This window comes from Erythrobacter sp. SN021, from assembly GCF_021864455.1.
The window spans coordinates 132,707-146,162 of the sequence record NZ_JAKKUW010000001.1; the positions used below are offsets into that span (position 1 = coordinate 132,707).

Annotated in this window: 14 protein-coding genes; 3 read left to right on the plus strand and 11 right to left on the minus strand. The window is 62.4% G+C overall.

Features of this window, described 5'->3' with window-relative positions; genetic code table 11:
* Positions 1 to 972 carry an alpha/beta fold hydrolase gene (locus L5849_RS00575; protein WP_236923861.1) on the plus strand — a complete coding sequence of 324 codons (972 nt, stop codon included), beginning with the start codon at positions 1 to 3 and terminating at the stop codon, positions 970 to 972.
* On the opposite strand, the gene L5849_RS00580 is transcribed toward L5849_RS00575, so the two are convergent.
* The 7 genes from L5849_RS00580 to miaA all read right to left on the minus strand — a co-directional run bounded on the left by L5849_RS00580 (position 969) and on the right by miaA (position 7,572).
* Positions 969 to 2,123, minus strand: a complete 1,155-nt coding sequence (locus L5849_RS00580; protein ID WP_236923863.1) for an alpha-hydroxy acid oxidase — start codon at positions 2,121 to 2,123, stop codon at positions 969 to 971. The two genes, L5849_RS00575 and L5849_RS00580, sit on opposite strands and share 4 nt — an antisense overlap.
* A complete protein-coding gene (locus tag L5849_RS00585; RefSeq protein ID WP_236923864.1) occupies positions 2,120 to 2,728 on the minus strand; it encodes a DUF6151 family protein in 609 nt (202 codons plus the stop codon). Before L5849_RS00585 ends, L5849_RS00580 begins: the two co-directional genes overlap by 4 nt.
* A 30-nt stretch (positions 2,729 to 2,758) precedes the next feature.
* Positions 2,759 to 3,793 (minus strand): ketol-acid reductoisomerase, encoded by a 1,035-nt coding sequence (ilvC, locus tag L5849_RS00590; protein ID WP_115417880.1) that lies wholly within the window; start codon positions 3,791 to 3,793, stop codon positions 2,759 to 2,761.
* A 153-nt stretch (positions 3,794 to 3,946) separates the two neighbouring features.
* Positions 3,947 to 4,462, minus strand: a complete 516-nt coding sequence (ilvN, locus tag L5849_RS00595; protein ID WP_115416664.1) for an acetolactate synthase small subunit — start codon at positions 4,460 to 4,462, stop codon at positions 3,947 to 3,949.
* A complete protein-coding gene (locus L5849_RS00600) occupies positions 4,459 to 4,758 on the minus strand; it encodes a hypothetical protein (RefSeq protein ID WP_115416665.1) in 300 nt (99 codons plus the stop codon). Before L5849_RS00600 ends, ilvN begins: the two co-directional genes overlap by 4 nt.
* Positions 4,758 to 6,509 carry a biosynthetic-type acetolactate synthase large subunit gene (ilvB, locus tag L5849_RS00605; protein ID WP_236923865.1) on the minus strand — a complete coding sequence of 584 codons (1,752 nt, stop codon included), beginning with the start codon at positions 6,507 to 6,509 and terminating at the stop codon, positions 4,758 to 4,760. Before ilvB ends, L5849_RS00600 begins: the two co-directional genes overlap by 1 nt.
* 109 nt (positions 6,510 to 6,618) lie before the next feature.
* Positions 6,619 to 7,572, minus strand: a complete 954-nt coding sequence (gene miaA / locus L5849_RS00610) for a tRNA (adenosine(37)-N6)-dimethylallyltransferase MiaA (RefSeq protein ID WP_236923866.1) — start codon at positions 7,570 to 7,572, stop codon at positions 6,619 to 6,621.
* Between miaA and serB the strand changes: the two genes are divergently transcribed.
* Entirely contained in the window at positions 7,565 to 8,461 is an 897-nt protein-coding gene (gene serB, locus L5849_RS00615; RefSeq protein WP_236924594.1) for a phosphoserine phosphatase SerB, read from the plus strand. The two genes, miaA and serB, sit on opposite strands and share 8 nt — an antisense overlap.
* 68 nt (positions 8,462 to 8,529) lie before the next feature.
* On the plus strand, positions 8,530 to 9,363 hold the full coding sequence (locus L5849_RS00620; RefSeq protein ID WP_115417881.1) for a Coq4 family protein: 834 nt from the start codon (positions 8,530 to 8,532) through the stop codon (positions 9,361 to 9,363).
* Here L5849_RS00620 and L5849_RS00625 read toward each other — a convergent pair.
* From L5849_RS00625 to purL, 4 genes are all read right to left on the minus strand, one after another.
* Positions 9,360 to 9,953, minus strand: a complete 594-nt coding sequence (locus L5849_RS00625; protein WP_236923867.1) for a hypothetical protein — start codon at positions 9,951 to 9,953, stop codon at positions 9,360 to 9,362. The two genes, L5849_RS00620 and L5849_RS00625, sit on opposite strands and share 4 nt — an antisense overlap.
* Positions 9,954 to 9,979: 26 nt before the next feature.
* Complete coding sequence (locus L5849_RS00630; protein ID WP_236923868.1) at positions 9,980 to 10,651, minus strand: nitroreductase family protein; 672 nt, start codon at positions 10,649 to 10,651, stop codon at positions 9,980 to 9,982.
* Positions 10,652 to 10,775: 124 nt separating this feature from the next.
* The gene (locus tag L5849_RS00635) at positions 10,776 to 11,183 is read right to left on the minus strand and encodes a DUF3052 family protein (protein ID WP_236923869.1); all 408 of its coding nucleotides are present in this window, start codon (positions 11,181 to 11,183) and stop codon (positions 10,776 to 10,778) included.
* Positions 11,184 to 11,187: 4 nt separating this feature from the next.
* Positions 11,188 to 13,422: a phosphoribosylformylglycinamidine synthase subunit PurL gene (gene purL / locus L5849_RS00640; RefSeq protein WP_236923870.1), complete on the minus strand. Its 2,235-nt coding sequence runs from the start codon at positions 13,420 to 13,422 to the stop codon at positions 11,188 to 11,190.
* Positions 13,423 to 13,456 lie beyond the last annotated feature (34 nt).

Below are 13,456 nucleotides of genomic sequence, written 5' to 3' on the forward strand. Positions count from 1 at the left end.
ATGAGGCGTGCTCGGACCTTGAGGCCGATATGGATCGTCTCTCTCGTCGGTGTCCTCCTTGTCACGATGGCGATCGGTGTGCGTTATCACTTGGATCTGACCGCTGCCGAAGAGCGGCTGACCGGCCGCAGCAGGGTTATCGATACGCCGCAGGGTCGTCTCGAGTATGCCGAGCAGGGAACGGGCCGCCCGCTCTTGATGATTCACGGAACGGGTGGCGGGTTCGATCAGGGGCTGCTTTTCTCCGGCGATCTTCACGAGCGCGGTTTTCGGGTCATCGCACCTTCGAGGTTCGGCTATTTGAGGAGCGCGCCCGATCCCGTCGCGCCAGAGCTTCAGGCCGATGCCTTTGCGATGCTGCTCGACGAGTTGGGAGTGCAGGACGCGGTCGTGGTCGGCGGGTCGGCAGGCGCCAATTTTGCCGCGGCATTTGCCCTGCGCCATCCTGAACGGTGCCGGGCACTGGTATTGCTCGTTCCCGCCAGCAATCTGAATGACCGGGACCCGGTCGAAATGACCGAATGGGAGAAGGCGCTTGTCGCTCGTCTCGCTGGGTCCGACTTTCTGTATTGGGCCCTCCTGCGCCTTGCTCCGGACCAGGTCATCAAGACCTTGCTCGCGACCGATCCGACACTTGTGGGTGGCGCCGCGAGGGAGCGGCGAGAGCGCGTGAGCGACATTGCGGAAGGCATGTTGCCCATCAGCCGGAGAACCGAGGGGATGTTGGCCGATGGTCGCCTTGCCGGGTCGCCGACTGAAATCGACTACAGCTCAATCAGGGTGCCTACGCTGATCATCTCGGCAAAGGACGATCTGTTCGGAACCGCGGGGACGGGGCGTCAGCTCAGTCGGATCATACCGAACTCCCGGCTAGTGCTCTACGAGACTGGGGGGCATGTGTGGGTTGGACGCGAGGAGGCCGTTTCCCAAGAGATTGCCCGATTTTCCCGAAGCGTCGAACGGTCGAACTAGCCCTGACGATAGCGCAATCGGTCGGCGTTAAGCTGGTCCACCGAGGTCACGCCCATCAGGCGCATTGCGCGTTCGATTTCCTCCTTGAGGATGGTCAGCGCACGCTCGACACCGGGTTGACCGGCTGCGGCGAGGGCGTAGAGATATAAGCGCCCGCCCGAAGCCGCCGTCGCGCCAGCGGCAAGGCCCTTGAGAACATGCGTCCCGCGCCGCACGCCCCCGTCGAGGATGATTTCGATTTCGCCGCCGACCGCGTCGACGATCTCGCGAAGCTGATCGAAAGGCGCGCGGCTGCCGTCGAGCTGCCTGCCGCCATGGTTCGATATCCAGATCGCATCCGCCCCGATCTCGACCGCGCGGCGCGCGTCGGCGGCGCTCATCACCCCTTTTAGCGCGAAAGTTCCGCCCCAATCCTGCCGAATACGGGCGGCGGTATCCCAGTCCATATTCGTGTCGAGCATGGTGTTGAAATAGTCCTGGATGCTGACGGCTTTGCCCGTGCCCTCCTGCACATGTTCATCGAGATTGGGCAGGCGGAATTTCGGGCCGAAAACATAGTCTAACGTCCACCGTGGTCGCGTGGCATAGCTCCATAGTGCAGATGCACTGAACCGAGGCGGGGTGGTGAAGCCGGATCGCAGGCATCGTTCGCGCTTGCCCGAAACGATCGTATCGACCGTCAGAGCGAGCGCATCGAACTTGGCCGCTTGGCAGCGCTCGATCATACTGGTGTTCAGCCCTGCGTCCTTATGCACATAGAGCTGGAACAGCTTGGGGCCGCCGGTCAGTGCTGCGATTTCTTCGATCGAGTGCGTGGCGAGGCTGGAAATGCCGAACCAAACGCCGAACTTCTCCGCCGCTTTCGCCACCGCACGCTCGCCATCGCGGTGAAAGGCGCGCTGCAATGCGGTCGGGCTGAGCATCAGGGGGAGGGTGCTTTCTCGGCCCATAATGGTGCGGGAGGTGTCGATTTCGGCGACGCCTGCCAGCACGTCGGGCACCAGGTCGACCTCGTCGAAGGCGCTGGTATTGCGTGCCTTGGTGATTTCGTCATCCGCAGCGCCATCGATATAGTCGAACACCGGCCATGGGAGGCGCCGCTTGGCCAGCTTCCGGAAGTCGTCGATATTGTGGCAGTCGCTGAGCTTCATATGCGGCCGAGCGCCTGCTGTTCGGCCGGCGACAGGTGGCGCGGCGGGGCGATGGGCTCGAGCGTTTCGGCATCGAACAGAGCGCTTCGCCGACGATCCCCGCTCAGCATATCCTTGATCATCCGCCCGAAGAACCGGCGCATCAGGCGGTTGAACGGCATGGCGGTGAGAGCGCTTGCATCACCTGTTGCCTGTTCGAGAAAGACATGGCCGATGGGGCTGCCCAGCAGAGCATCGCGCCGAGCGGGATCGGTGTTCGCGAGAATCGTTGTCACATAGGGCACTTTGCCATTGGCGTAGGTGTTGAACAGCGGCGAATTGCAGCAGGTCGTGTACCAGCGCAGCGTCTTGCCTTTCGTCATGTGAAGGCTGGCGAGCTTTTCGCGGCCGGAATGCAATTCGACCCGGGCGCAGCGGGATTGATAGAGATCGGTGCCGCCCAGATCGTCGAGCACGCGCTCTTCCTGTCCAAGATGGCGGACAAGATCGCGGCAATCGACACAGTGGCATACCACCCGATCGCCTTCGGACGGGCTGGCCTTCAGAACGACGCCGGTCACGGCACCGCATTTGCACGCAAAGGGCAAGCTGTCGGTCGCGCTCATGGTCTCTTCTCCCATGAGCGCGACCCTAGCTCAGTTCTTGTCCTTGTCGACCAGCTTGTTGGCGCCGATCCACGGCATCATCGCGCGCAGTTGGGCGCCGGTCTGTTCGATCGGATGGGCGGCGGCGGCCTTACGGCTTGCCTTGAGTTCGGGCTGGCCCGCCTGATTGTCGAGCACGAAATCCTTCACGAAGCGGCCCGACTGGATGTCTTTGAGGACGCGCTTCATTTCGGCCTTGGTTTCGTCGGTGATGATACGTGGGCCGGTCTTGATGTCGCCGTATTCGGCAGTGTTCGAGATCGAATAGCGCATGTTGGCGATGCCGCCTTCATACAGCAGGTCGACGATCAGCTTGGTCTCGTGGAGGCATTCGAAATAGGCCATTTCGGGCGCGTAGCCAGCCTCGACCAGCGTTTCGAAACCGGCCTGGATGAGATGGGTGATACCGCCGCACAGCACGGCCTGTTCGCCGAAGAGGTCGGTCTCGCATTCTTCCTTGAAATCGGTTTCGATGATGCCCGAGCGGCCGCCGCCAACCGCGCTGGCATAGGACAGGGCAAGCTGCTTGGCGAAACCCTGGCCCCCCGATTGCTCGCTTTCCTGATGGACGGCGATGAGGCACGGGACGCCGCCGCCCTTGATGTACTCGCCGCGCACGGTGTGACCGGGACCCTTGGGCGCGATCATGATGACGTCGATATCGGCGGGCGGATCGATCAGGCCGAAATGAATGTTGAGGCCGTGCGCGAAGGCGAGCGCGCTGCCCGGCTTCATCTTGCCCGCGACTTCGTTCGCGTAGATCGCGGCTTGATGCTCGTCGGGCGCGAGGATCATGAGAACATCGGCCCATTCGGCGGCTTCGGATACGGTCTTCACGGTGAAGCCCGCGCTTTCGGCCTTCTTTGCCGTGGCCGAGCCTTCGCGCAGCGCAATGACAACTTCGCCGACACCGCTGTCGCGCAGGTTCTGCGCATGGGCATGACCCTGGCTGCCATATCCGACGATGGCGACCTTCTTGTCCTTTATCAGTTGCTGGTCGCAATCGGCATCGTAGTAGACTTGCATGTTCGCACCTTCGTAAAATGAACCGTCATCCTGAAACTGTTTCCGCATCCATTCTTCGGCCTGGACGGTGTTGCCGGAGGTTGGATGGACCCTGAAAGCGAGGCCGGTGAAAAGCCGCCCGGATTCAGGGTGACGAAGTAATCCTGCTGCTGGTCAGTCGGAACCGTCCCCGCGCATCATTCCCACGATCCCCGAACGGCCCACCTCGACGAGGCCGAGTTCACGCATCAGTACGATGAAGCTGTCGACCTTGTCGCGCGAGCCGGTCAGCTCGAACACGAAGCTCTGCGTGGTGGTATCGACCACATTGGCGCGGAAAAGCTCCGCGATCCGTAGCGCTTCCACCCGATTGTCGCCCTTGCCGGCCACCTTCACCAGCGCAAGCTCACGTTCCACATGGGCGCCGCTTTCGGTCAGGTCGATGACCTTGTGCACCGGGACCAGCCGTTCGAGCTGCGCGCGGATCTGGTCGATGACCGGTTCCGGTCCGCGCGTCACGATGGTGATGCGGCTGATCGCGTGATCTTCGGAGATGTCGGCCACGGTCAGGCTGTCGATATTGTAGCCCCGCGCGGTGAACATACCCGAGATTTTGGCGAGAATGCCGGCCTCGTTGTCCACGATGACGTTGAGAACGTGCCGTTCGGCGGTCTGTTCTTCTATCTTCATTGTTCACGATCCTGCCACACAGGTTCGAACATGCGCCCATCGCCGTCATATTCGGCAAGGAAGACGCGGCCCATGCGCACCGCCTCGAAGTTGTCTGTCTGGCGGCTGAGGTCGAGGCTGTCAGGCAGGAGAACCCACGCCTCGTCCGGTTGTTTCTGGGCAACATCCATGCCGAGGAAGCGCTGGCCGGTATCCTCGATCCAGTCGAGCAGTCGCCCGGCATCCTGGCGGTTGAACCAGACGCGGCGTTCCGCGCGATCCGCGAATTGGGGCGGGAATTTCGGTTGCATACCCATCACACCAGCGCCTTCGCTTCGTCGTCCATGGTCCCCTCGACCTGGTCGCCGTAAAGCAGCATCTCGGTATGGGCGGCGCCGCTTGGGATCATGGGGAAGCAATTGGCTTCCTTGGCCACCTGGCAATCGACCATCACCGGTCCGTCATGGGCGAGCATGGCCTCGATCCCGGCGTCGAGCTGGCTTTCATCCTCGATCCGGATACCCTTCCAGCCGTAAGCTTCGGCCAGTTTCACGAAATCGGGCAGGCTGTCCGAGTAGCTGTTCGAATACCGGCTCTCATAAGTCAGTTCCTGCCACTGGCGGACCATGCCCATATATTCATTGTTGAGGATGAAGACCTTCACCGGCAGGCGATACTGGCTGGCCGTGCCAAGTTCCTGGATATTCATCTGGATCGAGGCTTCTCCCGCGATATCGATCACGAGGCTATCGGGATTGCCCAGTTGCGCACCGATGGCGGCGGGCAGGCCGTAGCCCATCGTCCCGAGACCGCCGCTGGTAAGCCATTTGTTCGGCCCCATGAAACCGAAATACTGCGCGGCCCACATCTGATGCTGGCCTACTTCGGTGGTGATGATCGGGTCGCGATCACCGGTCAGCGCGTGGAGACGCTCGATACTCTTCTGCGGCATGATGAGATCGCCACTGCGCTCGGGATAGGCAAGGCAGTCACGCGCCTTCCAGCCGAGAATGCGGGCCTTCCATTCGGACAGGTCGCGCCCCTTCCGGCTGCCCCATGCTTCCACCAACTGCTCGAGGACATGCGCGCAATCGCCCACGATTCCGAGATCGACCGGCACGATCTTGTTGATGCTCGCGCGGTCGATATCGATATGAATCTTCTTGGCTTGCGGAGCAAAGGCGTCGAGCCGTCCCGTCACGCGATCGTCGAAGCGGGATCCTACCGCAACGATCAGATCGGCGCGGTTCATGGCCATATTCGCTTCGTAGGTACCGTGCATGCCCAGCATGCCGAGCCAGTCCGGATGATCGGCGGGAAAAGCGCCGAGGCCCATCAACGTACTCGTCACCGGGGCAGTGGTTGCCGCTTGCAATTGGCGCAGCAACTCGCTCGCTTTGGGTCCGGCGTTGATAACGCCGCCGCCGGTATAGAGCACGGGACGCTCTGCCGTGGCGAGCATTTCGACAGCTTCGGCGATCTCGTCCGCCGCGCCGACCATGCGCGGTTGGTAGCGATGCGAGGGCAGGGGGGTATCGTCCTGCTCATCCCACCGCGCCGATGCGATCTGCACATCCTTGGGGATATCGATCACGACCGGACCGGGGCGGCCCGACGTGGCGATGCGGAAGGCTTCCTCGATCGTCGCGCCAAGGCGTTCGGGGTCCTTCACGAGGTAGTTGTGCTTGGTGCAGTGGCGGGTCAGCCCCACGGTGTCCGCTTCCTGAAAGGCGTCCGTGCCGATGAGCGCGGTGGGCACCTGTCCGGTGATCACCACCATGGGAATCGAATCCATATAGGCATCGGCGATGCCGGTGACCGCATTGGTCGCCCCCGGGCCGCTGGTCACGAGCACCACGCCGGCCTTGCCGGTCGAGCGGGCATAGCCTTCGGCGGCATGGGCCGCCCCCGCTTCGTGGCGCACCAGGATATGGCGGATATCCTCGTCGGCAAAGAGCTCATCATAGATCGGCAGCACCGCGCCGCCGGGATAGCCGAAGACGAATTCGACACCCTGCCGTTTGAGGCATTCGATCAGGATAGCGGCGCCGCTGCGCTCTTTGTTCACTTTACCCTCCGACCCGTTTCACGGTGTTCAAGAGACACAAATCGGCCCGGCGCTGGGGTCTATAGCGCCGGACCGACTTTGCTCCAGATAGGCGTGTTGAATTTCACGGTCAACCGTCATTTTGAAATAATGAAACAAAAAAATCGCATTCGGCATCATTTTTGTTATCCGTGCTCGGCCAATTTTCCGGTGGCTGGTTACGGAACCATGTGTACTGCCGTTTGGCATACCGGCGCGTCGCGGTCTGGCCAGCGGCGATAGCTTGAGCCCGCGATAGTTCGCCTTGGAGGAGGGCGGCGATTTCCGGCACGCCGATGGCGCGCATCACGGGCAGGCCTGGATCGAGGTTGCGGGCCAGAAGCGCCTCGACTTCCTCGATGGCCCCGGCATCCAGCATGCGTTCGAACCGCAGGTCGCAGCGGGCGAAGAGCCATTCACGATCCGGCAGGAGAACCAAGGGATGCAGCGTGACGTCCTGCCCGATGCCGCCGGACCTGTCCTTCTGCCACTCGCTCAGCGTTCGCCCGGTCGAACGGACCACTTCGAGCGCCCGGGCGGTTCGCGTGACATCGGCGGGGGCGAGACGAGACGCTGCTTCCGGGTCTTCGGTTTCAAGGGCAATGCGCGCCTCAGTTTGCGCCAAAGCCCGCACGGCCTCGCGAATGCCGGGGGCGATCTCGGGAACCGGGGCGATACCGTCGAGCAGCGTGCGCAGGTACAGGCCTGTCCCGCCACACAGGATCGGTACGGCGTTATCCGCATGCGCCTCTGCGATCGCCTGTTTCGCCACGTCGGCCCATTCGGCAGCCGAGCAAATCTCGGCTCCGTCCCAGGTTCCGAGCAGGCGATGCTCGATCCCGCCCATCTCTTCTTCCGTCGGGCGGGCGGACAGGATGCGCAGGTCGCGATAGACCTGCTGGCTATCCGCATTGACGATGACCCCCCGACGGCCGCCCCGTTCGAGTCGCTGTGCCAGCCTGACCGCGAGATCGCTCTTGCCGCTCGCCGTCGGCCCTGCGATGAGCGCGACCGGTTTTTCATATGGAGACGTTTTGGTGCTCATCGCCCGGCTGATAGCAGACATGGACAGCGTGGAAACACGGCTCGACGCAGCGATGAGGGCGCTGGCCGCCGCCGACATGCCGGTCGCGATGGCAGGCATGCACGATTCTTGCGGAGACGTGCTGCAGCTTTCGCTTCCCGAAGGCGACCGGGCGCGGCTGACAGGAACGCTCGCCGAGCATTTCGGCGAGTGCGACCTGCTCGTGGCCGATCACGAGATCGAGGTGCCACGTCTGTTCGTGTCGGACATGGATTCCACCATGATCGGGCAAGAGTGCATCGACGAGCTCGCGGATTTCGCCGATCTCAAGGACAGGGTCGCCGCGATAACCGAACGCGCGATGCGGGGCGAACTCGATTTCGAAAGCGCGCTGAAAGAACGCGTAGGGCTGCTGGAAGGTCTGGAGGAAGCCGCTATCGAGCGGTGCCTCTCCGACAGGATCCGGCCGGTCGAAGGCGCCCGGACGCTGGTCGCGACGTTGCGGAGCAAAGGCTGTCGCTCCGTGCTCGTAACCGGGGGATTCCATCACTTCGCCGATCCGGTTGCCGAGCAACTGGGGTTCGAACGCGTGGTCGGCAATCGCCTCGGTGTCGCGGGCGGAGCGCTTACCGGGCTGCTCGCCGGTCCGGTGAGCGATGCATCGACCAAGCTGGCAACGCTGGAGGAAGAGCGCGCGCAATTGGGCGAGGGTGCTCGCGTGCTTGCCACGGGCGACGGCGCCAACGATATCCCCATGATCGAAGCGGCGGACTACGGCATCGCTTATCGCGCCAAACCCAAGGCGCGCGAAGCCGCGAACGGGCGGATCGAGAGCCGGAGCCTGACGACGATACTCAAGCTGCTGGGCATTCCGGAACGCGAATGGATCGACGAGGCCACGCCTGCGTGACGCTTGGCGCGCTTTTCCAATTGTGTAGGCCGGGTTTTTGATAGAAACCTACACCCATGGACAACCAGATGAACGTCAGCAGCTCTATCATTGCCGATCTTGAAACCGCCCGCGATGGTACGCCGCTGCGTCATCCTCATCGGCCCAGGGCACGCTATCGCCCTCTGACCGCGCTCAGACATTTCCGCGAGTTGTTGAAGGACAAGGAAAACACCGCCGAGGTCTTCCGGATCTACGACGCGCTCCCCTCGGGACAGTTCATACCGCGTGTTCGCGCGCTCACGCTCAGCCCCCACGGTGAAGCCTTGCGCGCGAGCGAACCCTATCTTCCGGCGATCCTCGACGACCACGATGCCTTGCGCAGACTTCCTGAGGGATCGGTTGCGCATGCCTATTGCGATTTCATGGAACGCGAAGGTCTCTCGGCCGCAGGTTTGGTCGAGGAATCCGAGAAAGCCGACCAACCCGTTTACGACGATCTGGTTCAATGGTTCGGTTTTCGCCAGCGGGATACGCATGATCTCATGCATGTGCTGACGGGATACGGCCGCGATGCGCTGGGCGAGCAATGCGTGCTGCTCTTCACGCACGGGCAAAGCCCGAGCCACGGGCATCTGCTGTTGGGCTATGCCGGTTCCCTCCATCTGAAGAAGCTGGTGAAGAGCCAAGCGCCAGTCATGAAGGCGACACGACAGGCGCACCGCACGGGCAAGGCGTGTCCCGCACTCGTTGGCCTATCGATCCGCGAACTGCTGACGAAAGACCTCAAGCAGGCCCGTGCCGAACTCAATATTCCCGAACCACACTGGTACCGCGAATGCCATCGGATCTGGCGAGAAGAGGGGATCGACCCCTACGACCTGCTTGCTCACCAGCCCGAAAAGCAGCTGGCCGCCGCCTAAACACGTACGGTTCTGTGCCGCGGCCAGCGGACGGCGATGCGGAGAATAAACGCTGCCACCAGCAAGCTAGTCCCGACAAGACCCTCGACCTGCTTCTCTGGTTGGAAGATGCGGCCTGCGTAGGACGCGGTATAGACCAGCCAGATGTAATGCATTCCGAGCGTGTGAAGGCGCTTCCAGCTGCGGCCCAGCTTGCGCATGGAGTAGGCGTTCGACGTCACCGCCATCACGTAGATCATCGCATAGGCCAGACCGCCGGGAATGAGTGAGACCGGCGATCGGCTGTCGGGTCCGACCACGAAAACCATTGTGAGGGCATAAAGGTGGATCGTGTGCGACGCGGCAAATCCGAGCCCCCACCATCGCCGATCGCGCAGCAGAGCCTTAGTCGATTTGCTGGGCAATAGTCGAACGAGCGTCGATGCCGAATACACCAGCAGAAAAATCGGCAAGCCGGCCCTTGCCGTCCACCGCGCGGCCAGCTGCCAGTCTTCAGCGAGGTTCTCGCCTGCCGCGAAGCCAGCCCAAATCGCTGACAGGGCGACTACTATAGCTAATAGCAGCGGCCAGCGCTTAGCTGTCTTTTCCAAATTCTGTCCCCCGTCTTCGTAACTGCCTAGAGCCAGCTAGCGATCTGTTCCAGCGGCTTTTTCTTCAGCGCATGGGCGGGAACGCTCGCCTCCTTCTCGGGGTGGCCTACCACGACCACCATTAGCGGTTTTTCCCAGTCGGGGCGTTCGCAGATATCGCGCAGGAAACCCATGGGCGAGGGTGTGTGTGTCAGCGTTGCGAGACCTGCTTCGTGGAGCGTGGCGATCAGCATCCCACAGGCGATGCCGACGCTTTCACTGACATAGTAGTTCTGCGTTTTGCCATCTTCCTCGATGCCACCCTTGCGCTGGGCGAAGACGACGATCAGCCAAGGTGCGGTTTCGAGAAACGGTTTGTCTTCGTCGGTGCCTAGCGGAGCCAAGGCGGTCAGCCATTCCTCGCTCGCCTTTCCGGCATAGAAATTGCGCTCCTCTTCCTCCGCCGCCTCGCGGATGGCGCGCTTCTTTTCGGGCGATGAGACCACGGCGAAATGCCATGGCTGGTGATTGGCACCGTTGGGCGCGGTCCCGGCGGCCTCGATCGCGGCCTCGATCACCTCGCGCGGCACCGGCTCGCCTGAAAAATAGCGGCATGTGCGCCGCTGCTTCAGCCGGTCACGCATGGATCGCGCCAGAGCGATGCTTTCATCGTCTGCAATATCGGGAAGTGAGTAGGGAACGGTTTCGTGATCGCGCATAATCCCAGACCTATCGCATGATGCCGCGCGCTTGGACCCCCTGGTTCGAAGCGGTCGAATGGGTATCCCCGGTCGAGCGCGGCAGGCAGCTCGAATCTGATGTCACGATTACGGGTATTTGGCTTCAGCGCAATTCCTTGCGGATCACGAGCTTGAGGCCGGACCAGATCTCGTCGACCGCGCAGACCTTGGTATCGACCAGGCCCATGGGAAGCGCGATCTCGCGGATATTGTCTTCCGTGATGTCGGTTTGCACCGTCCCGGCTTTCTTCGGCCAGCTCACCCAGATGTGCCCATCGCGGGCCATATGCTCGCGCAGGACGCCCAGCTTCGCTTCGAGGTCTGTGCGCTCGGTGACGAAAACATGCGCAGCGTCCGGTGTCTCCTCCGGCCCGCTGACGAAGGTCAGTTCCAGGGCATATTCGCCGATTTCGTCCTGAACACTCTCGGGCATCGCGTCGAACCATACGCGCAGTCCATCGCGCAGACTGAGCTTCTTGGCGAGCGGCGTTCCGGAATAGCCCGCCGCCACGGCCTTATCGCTCCATCCAATCGGAAAAGAAGCTGCGATGCGCAGCGCGCATGTCTGCAATGGTGTTGCCGAACAATGTGTTGCCACCCGTCTTGCCAATGCGACGAATGCCGATGGAGGCGGTCTCGTCGTTCTCCGTGCCCTTGGCGAGGGCTTGGTTGAGTGCCTCCGTGTCGGGAACGGTCACGACATAGCGGCCCTGATCCTCGCCGAACCACCATGCGGCCTGCGAATATTCCTCGTTCCATTCCACATCGGCACCAATGCCGCCGGCCATGGCCATTTCGGCAAGCGCGATGGCGAGACCGCCATCCGATACGTCGTGAACTGCGCTGACCAGACCGTCGGCGATGAGCTGCAGAATGATTCTGCCTGCGCTCTTCTCGACCGTGAGATCGGTGGGTGGGGTTCGCCCTTCGTCGCGGCCGTGAATTTCGCTGAGCCAGAGCGACTTGCCGAGATGCGAACGCTCGGGATCGGCGGTGGCCCATTCTTCGGCATGGATGAGGTAGATCGCCTCGCCCTCGGCCTTGAACGGCATGGTCATCATGCGGTCGTAATCGTCGATCAGGCCCACGCCGCCGATGGCCGGGGTGGGCAGAATCGCCGAACCGCCACCGGTTGCCTTGCTCTCGTTATAGAGGCTGACATTGCCGCTCACGATCGGGAAGTCGAGCACGCGGCAGGCGCGGCCCATGCCCTCGAGCGCATGAACGAACTGCGCCATGATTTCCGGGCGCTGCGGATTGGCGAAATTGAGGCAGTTGGTCACCGCCAGCGGACGCGCGCCGACCGCGCACAGGTTCCGATAGGCCTCGGCAATGGCCTGTTTGCCGCCTTCATAGGGATCGGCATGGACATAGCGCGGGGTACAATCGGTGCTGATCGCCAGAGCCTTCTTGGTGCCGTGCACGCGTACCACGCCCGCATCGCCGCCGGTCTGCAGCGTGTCCGCGCCGACCTGGCTGTCATACTGCTCCGAGATCCACTTGCGCGAAGACAGATTGGGCGAGGCAAGCAGTTTCATCAAATCGCCGCCGACATCGTCCGTGTCGGGTCGCTCGGCCATCGGTTTGATACCGGCCCAGGCGGTATAGTCTTCCTTCGAAAGGTAGGGGCGGTCGTATTCGGGTGCATCGGCCGCAAGCGGACCGAGCGGGATGTCGCACACCACCTCGCCGCCGAATTCGAGCACCATGTGCTGCGTGTCGGTGACTTCGCCGATGACTGCGAAATCGAGCTCCCACTTCTCGAAGATGGCCGCAGCCATCTCTTCCTTGCCGGGCTTCAGCACCATGAGCATGCGCTCCTGGCTTTCGCTCAGCATCATCTCGTAGGGCGTCATGCCCTCTTCGCGGCAGGGGACCTTGTTCATGTCGAGGCGGATGCCTGCCTTGCCATTGGTCGCCATTTCGACGCTGGAGGAGGTCAGGCCCGCCGCGCCCATATCCTGGATGGCGACGATCGCATCGGTCGCCATCAGCTCGAGGCAGGCTTCGATCAGCAGCTTCTCGGTGAAAGGATCGCCCACCTGCACCGTGGGGCGCTTGGCGTCGGCGTCTTCCTCGAAATCCGCACTGGCCATGGTCGCGCCGTGAATGCCGTCCCGGCCGGTCTTCGAGCCGACATAGACGATCGGGTTCCCGACGCCGGTGGCCGCCGAATAGAAGATCTTGTCCGCATCGGCGACGCCCACCGTCATCGCATTGACGAGGATATTGCCGTCATAGGCAGGGTGGAAATTGGTCTCGCCGCAAACGGTCGGCACACCGACGCAATTGCCGTAGCCGCCAATGCCTGCAACCACGCCCTGCACGAGGTGTTTCATCTTCGGGTGCTCGGGACGGCCGAAGCGAAGCGCATTGGCGTTCGCCACCGGGCGCGCGCCCATGGTGAAAACGTCGCGCAAAATACCGCCGACGCCGGTCGCGGCGCCCTGATAGGGTTCGATGTAGCTTGGGTGGTTGTGGCTCTCCATCTTGAAGATGGCGGCTTGGCCGTCGCCGATATCGATCACGCCCGCATTCTCGCCCGGACCGCAAATGACCCACGGCGCTTCGGTCGGCAGTTTCTTGAGATGCAGGCGGCTCGACTTGTACGAGCAGTGCTCCGACCACATGACCGAAAAGATGCCCAGCTCCACCAGATTGGGCTCACGGCCCAGCGCGTGCAGGACGCGCTCGTATTCCTCGGTGGAGAGCCCATGTTGCTCGACGACTTCGGGAGTGATTTCGCTCATGGGTCGCGCCCTTACGGTGCAGCGGCGCGAGGTG